Raw genomic sequence first — 14884 nt, 5'->3', positions numbered from 1 at the left:
CTGGATCAACGGGTTAAAATGTGATCTGCGGCACATAAATCGACATGTGCATAACTACATTCGCATGCAAAACATCGGGGGATTTCATGAATAAAACAGATTTGATTGATCACGTAGCCTCATCAGCAGGCATGAGTAAAACAGCAGCTGGCGACGCTGTTGATGCCGTACTTTCCGGCATTACCGCCTCGTTATCCGGCGGCGGCTCAGTTAGTTTGGTGGGATTCGGTACATTTTCTGTGACAGCGAGAGCCGCGCGGACCGCACGCAATCCACGCACAGGTGAAGCGATAGCAGTGGCTGCATCGAATGCGCCAAAATTCAAGCCGGGCAAAGCCTTGAAGGATGCTGTTAACTAGGTAGGGCCACCCGCAAGGGTGTGTGTCCTGTACATACTAAAAGCTGGCGCACGGGCTGTTTATAGCCCGTGCGCATCTGTTTGCAGGATGGGAGTGTCAGGCTTTGTCGCCTTGAGCACCCGCAGACTATCGGCTGCCCAGTAGTCGCAGGAAGAAGCCGGTGCCGATGCCCCATGCACCATTAACCAGAAAGGCGGTGAGCAGCAGGGGAGGGTGCCAGCCACCACCCATCGGCAGGCCTTTCATCGGCATGACCACCATCAGGGCAACCAGTGATGGTGCGATAGCACCGAACAGGAAAGCGGCCAGCCAGTAGCCGCTGCCTGACGGGAACGATTTGTGGATGAGGATATACAGTATCCCCCAAATGCCACCCCAGAAAGCCAGCGACAGCACTGCCGGAACCCCGAAGGGTCTGGTCGGATGCACATTGAATGCTCCGAACGGCGCAATATGTAGCTGTCCTAATCCGTACACCGCCGCCTGATGAAATATCAGCGTGGCAAAGAATCCTGCAATAAAGCCAAACAACAACCTTCGCATGTGAACCCTCCCGTAATCAGAAAGCCGGTACTCTCCGGTATTGGCTGCTTATTGTGCAATGGCTTTTAATTTTGCGACATCCCTGCTCGACGGATGGTGAGCAATACCGAGCAGGATCGTGGCCAGCTCTTTTTCAGATGCCGGAGTGGCATCATTGTTCGCCAGCTTGCGTAATGCATCGGCATCGGCTCCTTCAACGCGGTGGCGCATGCGCATCAGCGCTCCGGCAATGATCTTGTCGCCGGCCGTGGCTTGCGGGTCGGCGGCAATCTCTGCCAGTGCCTTTTTATCATCCGCTGTCGGATAATGGTTCAGATGTATGATGATTGAGACCATTTCGGACAGGGCTCCGTGAGCCGATGCCGCCATCGGTGCTGAGATAAACAGTAAAGTGGTCAATATAGCTATAAACAGGGTTTTCATCACTGATCTCCTTCTGCCCGCAGCTGCGGGAGCATTATATCTGACTATAATGCTCGGATATTATAGACCTCTTTTTACGTGGCTGTAAAATGGTAATTTCTGCAAAGAAACCCTTGGGGAAAACGTTGTGCCACATGGTGTACAACGCTATGTCCTGTCTGGTTTTAATCGGCCTTCCACCTGCAATGCCCTCTGCATAGCACGCCCCGAAGCCGGTAAGTTACCGGGGGTGGATGGATACGGATCGGCTTGCGCTACTGGCGTCATGTAAACCTCAATTTACCACGGAAAGCGGATGAGTATTGAGTTTTCGGAGCATTCTGCTATAACAATGATCCATCAAAAATGGATGGGAAATGACGCTATGGTGGAGGTGTCTATGATTACCTGTCCGTTTAAATGTGGTCAGTACTATTCACAATATGAGCTATTGATCTGTCGACCGCATGGCAAGCTGACCAGTGATTTGATGAATGACGTCGCCATTTGCCGGGAATGTATCCAGCAGTCAGGGCTGATTCAGGTTAACCGATTTCACGACTTGAGAGATATTACCTCCATTGAACTGGGCTTTCGGGAGGTTGTTCAATTGTGCGAAAGCGAAGGGGTGATGCGCGAAGGACAATCGACAGCGATCCATGCCTGCTATCTGGTGCCTAACGCGTTGTTGTACGGAACCATCCGCATGTATCAAAGCCTGATTGAAGGCTCTGGTGTCATGGTGCATGTCAGCTACGATCTGAATGATTTGGCAGAAATACTGGGGGTGGAGGCATCGCTGCTCGCAGACGGTAGTGCATCTATTGCTGATAAACGGCACCTGTGAGCAGATCACTGTTCGCTCTCGCAAATTTCGTATCAGTCCGGATGTTTAACCCTATAACATAATTCAACGTTTTCTTGCTGAGTGAAAGTGTCGCACAAGGTTGGGATGATTATTCCGGCGCAGGATATTTCTTTGATTGCACAAAACTGGCAGTATCGGAGCTGTATTCGTTACAGGAGTGGAGGACATGTCATGGCAGTACAGAGTGAGCAGATACTGATTTCCTCATTGATGGAAGAGAGCGGTGTTAAATTCGGTACCAGCGGCGCACGCGGTCTGGCAACAGATATGACCGACCGGGTCTGTTATGCCTATACCACCGCTTTTCTTCATTATCTGGAATCAAAGGGCGACATCAGGCGCGGTGATGAGGTGGCCATTGCAGGCGACTATCGACCCAGTTCACCTCGCATTATGAATGCCGTTGCTTTGGCAGTACGCGATGGCGGCTTTTTGCCCGTTAACTGCGGTTTTATTCCAACGCCGGCCGTAGCTTGTTATGCGATGGCGCGCGGCCAGGCCAGTATCATGGTGACCGGCAGCCATATCCCGGATGATCGTAACGGTATCAAGTTCTACAAGCCGACTGGCGAAGTGCTCAAGCCTGATGAGGAGGCCATCAGCCGCAGTGAGGTGAAACTGCCGGCACGTTTCGGCGTTGCAGGAGAGGTGTTGGCATCCTGCTTCGATGATGATGGAGAGATATTGCCGGATAGCATGGAGGGTGGGTGCGAGGCGCTGCCGCATGTAAACACGGCGGCTGAAACCGAATATATTCAACGTTATCTGGACTTTTTTCCCGCAGGCTGCCTGCAGGGGCGAAAGGTGGGTGTCTATCAGCATTCGAGCGTGGACCGTGATATTATGGTGGCAGTCTTTGAAGGGTTAGGGGCCAGTGTCACGGCACTGGGACGCTCACTCTCATTTATTCCGGTCGATACCGAAGCGATACGTCCGGAAGATGTGCAGTTAGCATCAGTATGGGCGGAGAAGGGTGATTTTGATTGTCTGGTATCGGCCGATGGTGATGGAGATCGTCCGCTGATCAGTGATGAGCACGGCAACTGGCTGCGCGGCGATGTGGCGGGGATACTATGCGCCCGTTATCTCGAGGCTACGCATGTGGTCACGCCGGTTAGCAGTAATTCAGCGGTGGAAAAATCCAACTGGTTCAAGCAGGTGGCACGTACCCGTATAGGATCACCTTACGTAATTGAAGCGATGGATATGGCTGTGGCCGACGGTGCTTCGAGCGTGGTCGGCTATGAAGCCAATGGCGGCTTCCTGATTGCTACCGATATCGAGCTGCACGGCAAAACACTGACTGCATTGCCAACGCGCGATGCCGTGATTGTACCTGTGGCCATATTGCTGCTGGCGATTGAGGGCGGCGTTTCGGTTGGCGGTCTGTTGGATAGCCTGCCGCAGCGATTTAGCTGTAGTGATCGCCTGAAAGCCTTTCCGACGGACATCGCTCAGGCACGCATTAAAGCCCTGAGTAGCGGCGATATAGCGACTGACAAGGCGGCAATCGAAGCGCTGTTCGGCGAGCAGTTCGGCACGGTGGCATCCATTAACGATACTGACGGGTTGCGCATTACCTTTGCCAGCGAAGAGGTCGTACACCTGCGCCCGAGTGGTAATGCACCGGAATTGCGTTGCTATAACGAGGCCGCAACCGAGGCGCGTGCAGCTGAAATGAACCGGATCTGCATGGCTATCATGGATGGATGGCGTTAAAACCGGTTTTTGCATAGCCCTGAAGCACAAGGTGCGAAGGCGCAAAAAGAGAGCGACACTGATGCGTGCCGGCAGCTTGCGCCGGCAAACAGGTGTTTATTAACAACACAGGGCGCTAGCTTCGCGACATGACCACATCAAACCCACCCAAAAGCAACGCCAACCACTTTTTTGCCATTACACCACCGGGCATGGAGGCCATTGCTGCGGCAGAGCTTGCGGCACTCTCCGCGCATGAGATCAATCCGATTGCCGGCGGCGTCGAGTTCACGGCATCGATGGATACGATGATGCGGATTAACCTGCGCGCCCGTTGTATCACACGCGTGCTGCTCAGGCTGGCCTCCTTTAAGGCGCTCTCATTTCCCGAGTTGTACAACAAGAGCAAGCGCATCGACTGGCAACGCTATCTGGCTGAAGGGAGTGCGGTTGCGCTGCGCGCCTCCTGCCACGGATCACGTTTGCTGCATTCAGGCAGGGTGGAGCAGGCGGTATTCGATGCTATTCGCGATGGCTCTATTCAGGTAACGGCAGGCGAAGATGAGGGCGGGCAGCAGATTCTGGTGCGCGTGGACAAAGACCAGTGCACCATCAGTATCGATTGTAGTGGTGAGCGGCTGGATCGGCGGGGTTACCGTTTGCACAGCGGTATGGCGCCGCTGCGTGAAACCATTGCTGCCGCGATCCTGCAGTGGATCGACTGGCAGCCGGAAGAGGTCTTGCTGACACCGATGTGCGGCTCCGGCACCTTTGCCATTGAAGCTGCGCTGATGGCAGCAAAAAAGGCAGCGGGATCGACGCATGATTTTGCTTTTCTGCACTGGCCATGCCTGAAAGAGAAGCGCTGGCAGCGTGTAAAGGAGAAGTCGGAAGCAATGGTAGTGGGGCAGCCAAAGGTACAGATTCTGGCTTCCGATCTGGACGGCCGAATGCTGGCGCAGGCGCGGCAAAATGCGAACGATGCGGGCGTGGCCGGGCTGATCGATTATTCCGTACTGGATATCGCAAAGCTGATGCCGACAGCCGCGAATGGACTGATTCTGGTGAATCCGCCCTATGGCGGTCGCATTGAAGCCGATGCCAGAGCCGTCTATGCGCAGCTGGGCAAGTTGTTCAGGGAGCGTTTTAGCGGCTGGCGCATGGTCGTGGTTGTACCGGATCAGGGTTGCGAGCGCGCACTCGCTATGCCTGTGAAGAGGCGTTTGAAGGTGAAACATGGCGGTCACTGGGTGCACGTACTGCATCTGGAGCATGAGTAAGGATGCAGGCGAAGGTCGGAGATATGTGGATACAGAAGTCATTGAAACTGCAGCCCAGAAGCAGGGGGTTTCATCTGATTACACGGGAGCTGACGGAGCAGCTGCCGGAGCTTGCGCAGATAGATGTCGGCCTGGCACATATTTTTATTCGACATAGCAGCGCCAGTCTGACGATCAACGAAAACGCCGACCCTGATGTGCGGACGGATATGGAATCACACTTCAAACATTTTGTGCCGGAGAACCAGAGCTACTATCTCCATACGCTGGAGGGAGCCGATGACATGAAGTTTTTCTTACAATCACATTGATTCAGAAAGATAAAATACTTAGTTTTTATATAGGTTTTCCTACATTTAGTCCTATTTGAACCCATCAAAAAGGTACGTGGCTATTAGCTAAGGTGAACGTTGTTGTATTGCTATCAAGCTAGTAACTGTCTCAATCCGGCCTATTCTGTTGAAAAACTCTGATTGGGGTGAAATTTATCCTATTTCATGGGGTCATTTATCCTTACCCTATGACGAAAAATCGATTGTAGAGGATTTGGTGAGGTCGCCTTTTTGGACGGAGACTAGATAAATAGTTTTTCAACAGAATAGGCCAATAGTGGACATTCAGATGGCTAAAATCTAATGGATTCAAAACAATCATGGTGACGATTTAGGGACGCGCCACCAGTGGCCTAAATCCTATTGAAACATAAGAGAAAATTTCGCTGAGCCGCTAAAAATAATGCACCTTGGTAACTGAGCAAACTCCCCCTTCGGTGCGTTTCGGTGGGTGGTGGGTGCACTCCTTTCATTATCATAAATTAGGTCTATCCTGTGATCATCAGGGGGGTGGACCTATGATTGAGGATATTTCCATATGTAATGTAGCAAGCTATGGCAGTGCTCCAGTTACGATGTCCGGTTTAACGAAGCACAACTTTATTTATGGCCCGAATGGCTCTGGGAAAACCACAATAGCTCGCGTCATAGCTGATGAAAGGGCGTATCCGAGTTGTACCATTTCTTGGCGAGGGGGAAGCCCTCTTGAAACGATGGTCTATAACCGTGATTTTGTAGAGAGTAACTTTGATCAATCATCTGAATTGAAAGGCGTTTTTACTTTGGGGGAGTCAGACATGTCCCTCCTGCAACAAATTGACGATGCTAAAGCCGAGAAAGACTCTCTAACTGCCGAAATCCTTCGGTTGAAAAGAACTCTTGAAGGAAACGATGGCGAAGGTGGAAAACGAGCTGAACTCGCCGCTCTAGAGCAACGCTTCCAAGAGGTTTGCTGGCGGTTGAAAAACAGCTTTGACGAGCACTTCCAAGGTGCTTTCCAAGGGGTCCGAAATAGTAAGGAACGATTCACTGCTCGTCTGATGTCAGAAGCAGAAACAAATACGGCTAGTGCTCAAGCGCTAGAGTACCTTCGCCAAAAAGCATCTTCTGTCTTTGGAGAAACCCCCAGTCCTGAAGGTGAAATAGATCCCCCTTCTTCTGATGTCCTTCTTGCTTATGAAAGCAACCCCATCCTGGGCCGAGTGGTAGTCGGCAAATCCGATGTGGATATAGCGGCGATGATCGAAAGGTTAGGCAATAGCGACTGGGTCAGGCAGGGAAGGTCATTCTTCGACATCAACGATGGTCACTGCCCCTTCTGTCAACGAGAAACAGAGGAGACCTTCGCAGCAAGCCTTGAATCTTACTTTGATGAAGCTTACGAAAACGACCTTCAGTCGATTCAGCAACTGTACGATGATTACTTGACCGAAAGCACTCGCATTCAGCAAAAGCTGTTAGAAATCATGTCCTCCCCTTCGAGATTTCTGAATGTAAATCTGCTTGAGGCAGAGGTAGAGCTGCTGAAGTCTAAAGTTGAGGTCAACCTTCAACGTATTAGAGAAAAGAAAAACGAATCGCGTCAGAGGATTGAGCTTGAGTCTCTGTCCAACATCATAAACAAAATCAACTCCCTGCTTGCCGCTGCTAACACCGCCATCTTGGAACACAATCAAATGGTTTCAAACCTTGAGCAAGAGCGAAGCAAGCTAACAACCGAGGTGTGGAAGTATTTGTTGGATAACGAAATATCCCATGACCTTAGCGACTATCAGCGCAATAAAACGGCCTTGAGAAGAGCGATTGATTCATTAGTGAGCCAAGTTCAATCAAAAACAAATGACATCCGAACTAAAGAGCAAGAAATCAGAACCCTTGAAAGGAATATGACTAGCATCCAACCAACCATTGATAGCATTAATGCTTTGCTTGCTTCATTTGGATTTCACGGATTCTCCCTAGCCCCATCGGACCAAGAACGCTTTTATAAACTTGTTCGCGCAGATGGCACTGATGCGAAGGAGTCTTTGAGCGAAGGTGAGAAAACGTTCATCACATTTCTATACTTTTACCACTTACTCAAAGGAAGTGAGTCAGAAAGCGGAATGACAACAGATCGCATCGTAGTCTTTGATGATCCGATCTCCAGTCTGGATAGTGACATATTATTTGTCGTAAGCAGTTTGATAAAAGGCCTTCTTGATGAAGTCGCTTCAGGAGCCGGCCACATAAAGCAAGTGTTTGTTTTTACTCACAACGTTTACTTTCATAAAGAAGTTTCGTACAACCGTAATCGGCGAGGCGGCCTGATGAGTCATGAGTCTTTCTGGACCGTCAGGAAACGTAACAGCGAGTCAGCAATACAGCGCCATAATTCCAATCCGATAAAAACCTCATATGAACTTTTATGGGCCGATGTCAGAGATCGCGAACACCGCTCGAATCATTCTATGCAGAACACTCTAAGAAGAGTTTTGGAAAACTATTTCACGATCACAGGAGGTGTTGACCGTGATGAAATATGCTCTTATTTCGAAGGTCGGGAAAGATTACTGTGTAACTCGCTCTTCTCTTGGGTTAACGATGGCTCTCACTTTGCCACTGATGATATTTATACCGCCTGTGATGACTCCATGATTGATGCCTACCTTGACGTTTTCAAAAAAGTATTCGAAAGGGCGGGGCACGGGGCTCACTATAGAATGATGATGGGCTCAGACTACGTTGAGAATGTTCCCACTAGCACTCATCACCCAGAGAGTGGAGCGCATCCATCGTAAACTTTTACCGTACTCATAAATGACAGCTAACAAATCGAAGTTACGAATTAGAATTACGCTGACAGTTTACTAAATACACTTAATTCTGAATGTCTCTTTATGGCGGAACCTTGCCGGTCGCCACAGGCAATAGACGGCCAGAAGCAGCCCTTCAATAGAGGGTTACTTTCATCTGAATATGCAAGGTGGCTACCCGATATCTTCTTGTAAAGACACTTATAGGGTCATATTCTGTCTCCTATGAGCAATATAGATTTTGAAACCAAAAAAAGGGGTGGGCTCACCTTGGAAAGGTCAGTCATCTACTTTTGCTCTATTACCACGATTATCTTCAGCGCGATCATTTGGCTAGAAGATATCAGCCAGCTGGATACTGCGCTTACCGTTGGCTGTATAATTATGAACTTAATTCTCATTCAGGCTATGCGATATAGGACAGCCTTGAGGCAAGATGCATATTCAGATGAAAGTAACCCTCTATTGAAGGGCTGATTTCGGCCAACTATGGACACTCAAGCAGGCATCTGAAAGTATCATCAAAGCACATTGCGCGTTCCATGTTTGATCTTAATATCCAATATCAAGAGAATTAATGGTGTGCCGGGCCTACAATTATAAAGGGGAGAACAATATGAAAGATTTAATGATCGCCTTCCTTGTGAGTTTTTTTGTGTCAGGTTTGGCCAGTGCTGGAGAATACTCATTTAATGGGCCTGATGCTGATACAACGTGTACCAATGAAATAACGGCTGTGTTTGTGGCTTTTGATACAGTGCATAAAAATTCTGAAAAAATGTACAATTCCGTAGTTTCTGCCCATCAGAATGGGGTGTCTAAATGTCCTTTGTCTGTTGAGGTTGTTGTCGGCACTGGTCGGGGTCTTTTTGAATCAGGCAGAAATCCTGCTAACCAAAACCTAGTGGATAAATACCGTGCCATGATCAAACAGGGGAACTAAGTTTTGATACTAAAGTATAGCTTTTAGCAAAATATAGGGATGAGGGTCTGGCGTGAAAAATAATATTCCAAATGAAACACATGATGGTAAAACATGTTCGATTTGTGGTAATTGGTATATAGATTCTGAGTACGAATATGGGAATAGAAAAAACAGGTCATATTGTCAGCAATGCGATAAGGAAGAGAAGGCTGCTTACTCATGTGGTGGCATTGAATCCGCACGAAAGTACAGAGAAAAAATGAGAGCCAAGTGGCAAAGTAATTCCAACTAACAAATAGTTCGATAGGCACTTTCGCCCTCGCCCTGATTCTGGACACCTAAGCGCGAAATAAATTCACAAGAGATAGGGGTCACGTGAGATAGGGGTCAGGACTCGTTTCGCGCATTGATCCCTATTAAAGAATGGCCGTTCATGGCCGCACCCAGCCTGTCACGAAGGGCAATAAGCGGCCATTCATAAATTAACTAGAGTTTGTTGGTAGCCCACTTTCGAGCATTATCAACGGTCAGAAAATACTCATACTTAAAACCCTTGTCTTTCATTTGATCACAATAACTCTTTGCCATATCAATTTCACGTGGTTCCTGGGCAACTATAAAAGCGATTTTAATATCGTGATATTCCTGCGATATGATTTCATCTGTTACTTCTAAAGCCCCTAAATCAGAGGGCTCTACCGTAGAGCCTGATATTTCTGAGAAGTTATCAATAAGATATGAAGCATTCTTAAATCGAGGATCAGCGTATAACTCAAGATTAGATTTTAAGATTTCATGTACACTAACAACGCCAGTGAATTCTCTATAAGCACCTTCCGCCTCCCAGACTACTAAACATGCCATTGGCTTCTCCAATTAATATCCGAGTTTCACGCTAGTCGAATAAGCGCACTTTCATTTTAGCTTATAGCATATTCATAGTGAGCACAAATGTCTGCTTATGGCCGTGAGTCGCCTGTCGCGACCGGCTCAAATCGACCAAAAGACACTCAGCAACCAGAGGCAAACTACTGCATCTAGCATGAATATTTTGTCTTTGAACTATTTTAGAAACTACTTTTAATAAAATCTGCAATTGCTGCTTTCCTGGTAGCCTTTAGTCTTGAAATGTTTTGAAGGTATTCGGTACCAATTCCAACGAAATCGATTGCCACTAAAGAGTCTATGCCCTTACCTTCTTCAACATAAGCAATATACACAGCCCCCCCACTGATGCCATTCGGTTTAGGTGCTCTCTTCATTTTATTATTTTGATCCTTCATTTTTCCTATTGAAAAGCTTGCTAACAGATGAGTTGCCAAATCAATATCGTAAGTTTCTAATGTTTTCTCTGAAACACTTTCTACTTCAATGCCAACAATGGCTATTGATTTTGAATTTATCCTCTTTGCCTTTAGATCAATGTTAGCCCTTGATGCTGGATATCCAAAGAACACCACTCTTTTAGGTAGGTTTTTATATTTGTTAGGTATGGGCTTATCTATTAGAGAATTGGAAGTTAGATCATTATCATAAAAATGTGCGCCAAATTCTCCATCCAATGGAGTTACAGCAATATCTAATTTATCAACAGTTTTAGATTTTGACTTTAGAGCAAATGGCAATTCAATACTTCTACCTATAGGTAGAGCTATATAAATTGGACTCTCTCCCCAAGTATTAATCGTATGTGCACAATTTATTAAAAAATTTCTTCCGTCGTCGAGGTGAGCAAGGGTACAGGTTCCAATCCCGTATACTTTCTCAGCTTGTTCGTCGACACCTAAAACTGGCAATGAGCTTTTTTCAAAAGGAAAATTATTCATAAGTCTTTCCGCCCCTCAGATGGAACATCATAGCCAAAACCCTGAACGGCTGCTATTTGCCGATCACGACAAGCGACTCACGGCCACAAATGGACAGTCAGCAACCTTTCTGTGAAAATCGGGATCTACTCAGGAAAATCTGATGCAGTACATTGTTTTGCCTTTAATATGCAATAACATGGAAAACAAGGGCGTATATAGGAGGGTAATACATGGAAAAACTAGTGCACGTATTACCAGGTTATGCCGAAAAAAGGAGTTCCATCAGCAGATGAGTGAGTCCAAGACAAAACAAACCATTACCCTATTGACCATAATAGTTTTGATGGTGGGGATTATTGGTGTGCTTACATCGGCATATTTTGCTGAATCAATGAACCCCGCTCCAGGTTCATTTAGAAGCGCCTTTGCTACAGCTTTAACCACAATTTCAATTGCTCTGTTTGGGTTTGGTTTGTTTAGCTTTGCCCTCGATACAAAGAACTGGCGAGAGTATTTTAGCGAACGACTTAAAGAAATCGTGGTGGAAAGAAAATACTTGGAATCTTTAGATCAAGATACACTGAAAGACCTTCAAACAAACGTTCTAAAAGCACAATTCAAAGATCAAACAATAGATAAAGAAGGAAGTTTTCTGAATTATTTTCACCTTCATCTGCATAAGCATATATCTGAGCCATACAGGGAAGATGTATCAACAGAGGTCTTAATGAGCTTTGAGCAGGGGCGTAATGATGCATTCCTTGTTACCGACAAAGTCAGATACGTTTGCAGGGCTTCTGGAGGAAAGATTCAAGAGCATGTTGGGTGGAAACCTGATGAAGGTGAATTCGAAGAAGTTAAGTCCTTGACTATTTCTATCCAATTTCCGCAAAGCCACGAAAAATCCGGCGAGGTTATCCGAATATATCCCCCAGATGGTGACGCAGAAATTGATCTAACGAAAGGAGCAAAGGCCACGCTTGCTGAATACAGTAATATCGATGGTTTAGTTGTGATTACTAAAGCAGTGTACATTGCCAAACTGGGTCAATTCCAGCATTGGCAAATGGCACACCCCACAAAGTCTTTCGATATCACAATTGTGTATCCAAGTGGGTGCGGCATGCAGTTTAAAACATTAGTACTCGAGGATGTGGTTAGTCAAATAACCAAATACGATGGGTATCTTAAGTTCACCTATGGCTCGTGGGCATTACCGCAGAGTGGTTTAGCATGGCTGATCACGAAGACATAACAATGACGTCAAACTCTTCGATGCGCTTCGCAGCATGGCGCCTGTTACGGCTAGCGTAAATCACTAAATCGTATGTCCGCTGTTGGCCGACTACTGCCGATCACGACAGGCGACTCACGGCCAAACACAGACATCCATTAGCTTGAATGAATAACTCAATAACTCATGCCTGACCCGGGCATATAAAACAGCACAAAATATTCACTGACCATAAACAATCAGGTGCAGTAATTGCTTGAGACACCTAAAGATTTAAGGTGCTCGTTTCTATCTTTCAGTGGAATGTTAGCTGCTTCAATATCAGCTTTCATAGCTTCATCTGGTGGTGTCAAAAGCTCTCTTGGAAGAGAATCAATCGCAAAAGAAACTGCGTTAAAGTTGATTGCATTATTATTTGCTTGAGTCTCGACCCATCTAGTAACTCGTTCTAAATGTTTCACTCTTCGCACCAGCATAATATGGGATAGAGAAATAACACAAAATAATAGCATTATGAAAACCTCAAACATAAACCCTCCTGTTCAAATAAATAATTTTCCATTGGGAAAAAAAGCTATTTCATGGTGGCAACCGCAATACAAGCTGCTATAGCACTAAACACTGAAGCAACAGAAGAAATGACTGCAATAAGCCATAATCGTGATTCTCGTTCTGCTCGCTCAGCTTCGATTACGCGGCGTTGCAACTCTGGTTCAGAGCGAACGCCATGTACATCGTATAGCTCAATTAGCGAAACACCCAACTCTTCAGCGCGTTTCGTGAGTTCATTGCCCTGAAGCAAACTCTTTTTTTTCGTATGAGTAAACATATTCCCCCACATCCAACTGTTTCCTGTCAGGATAGCTTATTACGTAAACATTTGCTGAATGACCGTTGTTGGCCGACTTCTGCAGATCGCGACAGGCGTCTCACGGCCAGGATTAGCCATTCGAATAGGAACTAATCAGTGTCTATTGTTTCGGGGGTAGTCCAGAGTTCCCGTTGTATTGATAGCGAAGCCTTTTGGCCGCAACGGAAACTATTCTGCTATGATGGAGCAATATCTTGTTCGATAAAGGTGGATTTATGCTTATCCAAGACTTTTGTAGAGTGGCTACTCAATTGGATGAAGAGATTAATGTTCTTCCTCGTGTGGATGGCTATGTTGTATTTTTTTTCGACCACAGCCATGACATTAAACTATTAACTTCTGAGAGTGGTGAAGCCAAGTATTGTGATGACATTGAAACACTGGAAAAACTTCTAACAGACAACTCTTATCATGGGGCTGTCCATTATTTTGAATCTCAAAGCTTCACCATCATAAATTGACTTATCCTCACATCAGGAAATAGGCGCCTTGAGTACCATTTAAGCCGTTCATCCTGACGCCGTCACTTAAGCCCACCGCAATCAACAACATGATCACGCAACTTATCGCCTTTGATTTTTGCATGGCTGTCATTCTTGTAATAGAAGCAGCGTTCAAAGCCGTGGTTATCATAAAGCATTTTCCAGAAAGCTTCAGGATAGGCAATGCCCGACTTCCGCATTCTTTGAGGATTTAAACCATAAATTACACCATTGATGACTGTTACTTTCCCCAGCTTGGTGGCAACCAGCCGCTCATACTTCTCAGCCTTCACCCATGTCTTGCGATTGATCTTGGAGTATTGTGGGATGATGTTGGCCATCGAGTAGACAGAGTGGAGTGATTTTTGTGACCAGTCAAATGAGGCATCGGGTGCCAAGTGGCCACGGTCTGCGTGAAACTCATTCTTGGTATAGTCAGAAGATGTGGTTCGATATTTGGCAGGGATTGCCGTGTCAGGGTAAAAGCGCGGTCGTTTCTTTATGTCGCCAGCGTTCACTTTGCTTCCATCAAGCGTGTAGCCGACATACCGCGCACCCTTGGCACTGTAGTCATAGCATATCTGATAGAAGCCCTTGTCCAATACTTGGTCGCAATTCCGACTGTTGATAAAATCTCTGATCTCAGTGGCTGATGCTATATTGATGAAGGTGATTAGGCCGAGCCCAAGAAGCACCGGCAGCCTCATGACTTCTGCCCTGCGTAAGCTTGTTGAACGAGCCTGACTTCATTCAGCAGCTCATCTTGCGAGAGTATCCCTTTGTTTATCAGTAGCCGAACAAGCGCCTCCTGTTCGATATGATTTGACCAGCTCAGCTCTTCCCAAGTGACTGTTTCTCTTTGCTCAGACATTCCTACTCCAGTTTATGTATTACCGCCCCTTAAGTGTTTCTGGCGCAATTCATCGGCTTTTCGCTGAACCACCGCACGTCCACGGGCCTCTTCAAAAATAGCAGTCGCGCGATCAAGGCTGATGGTTTTTCTTTTAACAAGCTCACAGAGGCCAATTCTAAGCGCAAACAATTCAGCTACCAAATCATCATGCGGTGATTCGCTCAGCATCTTTGCCCAAGTTGAGTTAGTCTTGGCATCCAGGCAATAGTTGTCTGCTGACTCGGCCGTGATAGGCAGGAGCAGTAAGCTGGCAATTAGTAAAAGAATATGTTTCACGGATGCCCCTCCCTTTGATTCTTGATTCAGGGGCATTATAGCAGAATGAGTGCCGACGCCCCAAAGCAGAGATCAGCTCGTTGATGCGTCGTGACTCG

17 protein-coding genes and 1 pseudogene are annotated in these 14884 nt (G+C 46.8%); 9 read left to right on the top strand and 9 right to left on the bottom strand.

Annotated features, from left to right (window positions below; genetic code table 11):
• Positions 1-86: 86 nt before the first annotated feature.
• On the top strand, positions 87-359 hold the full coding sequence (locus SPV1_RS10465) for an HU family DNA-binding protein (RefSeq protein WP_009851165.1): 273 nt from the start codon (positions 87-89) through the stop codon (positions 357-359).
• A gap of 126 nt (positions 360-485) precedes the next feature.
• Here the strand turns inward: SPV1_RS10465 and SPV1_RS10460 are convergent, their stop codons facing one another.
• Both SPV1_RS10460 and SPV1_RS10455 read right to left on the bottom strand, forming a co-directional pair.
• Positions 486-902, bottom strand: coding sequence for a hypothetical protein (locus tag SPV1_RS10460; protein ID WP_009851164.1), 417 nt, complete (start codon positions 900-902; stop codon positions 486-488).
• 48 nt (positions 903-950) lie between these two features.
• Positions 951-1325, bottom strand: coding sequence for a hypothetical protein (locus tag SPV1_RS10455; protein WP_009851163.1), 375 nt, complete (start codon positions 1323-1325; stop codon positions 951-953).
• Between the two features lie 349 nt (positions 1326-1674).
• Here SPV1_RS10455 and SPV1_RS10450 point away from each other — a divergent pair, with 349 nt between their 5' ends.
• From SPV1_RS10450 to SPV1_RS10420, 6 genes and pseudogenes are all read left to right on the top strand, one after another.
• A complete protein-coding gene (locus SPV1_RS10450; RefSeq protein ID WP_231288382.1) occupies positions 1675-2151 on the top strand; it encodes a hypothetical protein in 477 nt (158 codons plus the stop codon).
• A 192-nt stretch (positions 2152-2343) separates the two neighbouring features.
• Complete coding sequence (locus SPV1_RS10445) at positions 2344-3891, top strand: phosphomannomutase (RefSeq protein ID WP_040881829.1); 1548 nt, start codon at positions 2344-2346, stop codon at positions 3889-3891.
• Positions 3892-4019: 128 nt separating this feature from the next.
• Entirely contained in the window at positions 4020-5150 is a 1131-nt protein-coding gene (locus tag SPV1_RS10440) for a THUMP domain-containing class I SAM-dependent RNA methyltransferase (protein WP_009851159.1), read from the top strand.
• 23 nt (positions 5151-5173) lie between these two features.
• A pseudogene (locus tag SPV1_RS10435) lies at positions 5174-5455 on the top strand (secondary thiamine-phosphate synthase enzyme YjbQ); the annotation flags it as partial.
• A gap of 545 nt (positions 5456-6000) precedes the next feature.
• Positions 6001-8262 carry an AAA family ATPase gene (locus SPV1_RS10430; RefSeq protein ID WP_050754733.1) on the top strand — a complete coding sequence of 754 codons (2262 nt, stop codon included), beginning with the start codon at positions 6001-6003 and terminating at the stop codon, positions 8260-8262.
• A gap of 631 nt (positions 8263-8893) precedes the next feature.
• Complete coding sequence (locus SPV1_RS10420; protein ID WP_152909370.1) at positions 8894-9220, top strand: hypothetical protein; 327 nt, start codon at positions 8894-8896, stop codon at positions 9218-9220.
• Positions 9221-9688: 468 nt separating this feature from the next.
• Here the strand turns inward: SPV1_RS10420 and SPV1_RS10415 are convergent, their stop codons facing one another.
• Both SPV1_RS10415 and SPV1_RS10410 read right to left on the bottom strand, forming a co-directional pair.
• Entirely contained in the window at positions 9689-10066 is a 378-nt protein-coding gene (locus SPV1_RS10415; protein ID WP_009851154.1) for a hypothetical protein, read from the bottom strand.
• A gap of 203 nt (positions 10067-10269) precedes the next feature.
• The gene (locus tag SPV1_RS10410) at positions 10270-11028 is read right to left on the bottom strand and encodes a hypothetical protein (protein ID WP_009851153.1); all 759 of its coding nucleotides are present in this window, start codon (positions 11026-11028) and stop codon (positions 10270-10272) included.
• A gap of 271 nt (positions 11029-11299) precedes the next feature.
• On the opposite strand from SPV1_RS10410, the gene SPV1_RS10405 reads away from it, so the two are divergent.
• Positions 11300-12265, top strand: coding sequence for a hypothetical protein (locus tag SPV1_RS10405; RefSeq protein WP_196795124.1), 966 nt, complete (start codon positions 11300-11302; stop codon positions 12263-12265).
• 218 nt (positions 12266-12483) lie between these two features.
• Here the strand turns inward: SPV1_RS10405 and SPV1_RS10400 are convergent, their stop codons facing one another.
• Positions 12484-12774: a hypothetical protein gene (locus SPV1_RS10400; RefSeq protein WP_040881828.1), complete on the bottom strand. Its 291-nt coding sequence runs from the start codon at positions 12772-12774 to the stop codon at positions 12484-12486.
• Positions 12775-12818: 44 nt separating this feature from the next.
• On the bottom strand, positions 12819-13073 hold the full coding sequence (locus SPV1_RS10395) for a hypothetical protein (RefSeq protein WP_152909278.1): 255 nt from the start codon (positions 13071-13073) through the stop codon (positions 12819-12821).
• A 236-nt stretch (positions 13074-13309) separates the two neighbouring features.
• On the opposite strand from SPV1_RS10395, the gene SPV1_RS10390 reads away from it, so the two are divergent.
• On the top strand, positions 13310-13576 hold the full coding sequence (locus tag SPV1_RS10390) for a hypothetical protein (protein WP_040881826.1): 267 nt from the start codon (positions 13310-13312) through the stop codon (positions 13574-13576).
• 62 nt (positions 13577-13638) lie between these two features.
• Here the strand turns inward: SPV1_RS10390 and SPV1_RS10385 are convergent, their stop codons facing one another.
• Genes SPV1_RS10385 through SPV1_RS10380 form a run of 3 tightly spaced genes read right to left on the bottom strand, consistent with a single transcriptional unit; the run spans position 13639 to position 14786 of the window.
• On the bottom strand, positions 13639-14304 hold the full coding sequence (locus SPV1_RS10385; RefSeq protein ID WP_009851149.1) for a DNA/RNA non-specific endonuclease: 666 nt from the start codon (positions 14302-14304) through the stop codon (positions 13639-13641).
• Complete coding sequence (locus tag SPV1_RS14530; RefSeq protein ID WP_009851148.1) at positions 14301-14468, bottom strand: hypothetical protein; 168 nt, start codon at positions 14466-14468, stop codon at positions 14301-14303. The genes SPV1_RS10385 and SPV1_RS14530 overlap by 4 nt, the downstream gene beginning before the upstream one ends.
• 12 nt (positions 14469-14480) lie before the next feature.
• Positions 14481-14786 carry a hypothetical protein gene (locus tag SPV1_RS10380; protein WP_040881824.1) on the bottom strand — a complete coding sequence of 102 codons (306 nt, stop codon included), beginning with the start codon at positions 14784-14786 and terminating at the stop codon, positions 14481-14483.
• Positions 14787-14884: the final 98 nt, after the last annotated feature.

The sequence above is a fragment of the Mariprofundus ferrooxydans PV-1 genome (assembly GCF_000153765.1).
In the GTDB taxonomy this organism is placed as follows: domain Bacteria; phylum Pseudomonadota; class Zetaproteobacteria; order Mariprofundales; family Mariprofundaceae; genus Mariprofundus; species Mariprofundus ferrooxydans.
The sequence above is the reverse complement of the archived record's forward strand: the minus strand, read 5'-3'. Positions and strand labels throughout refer to the sequence as shown.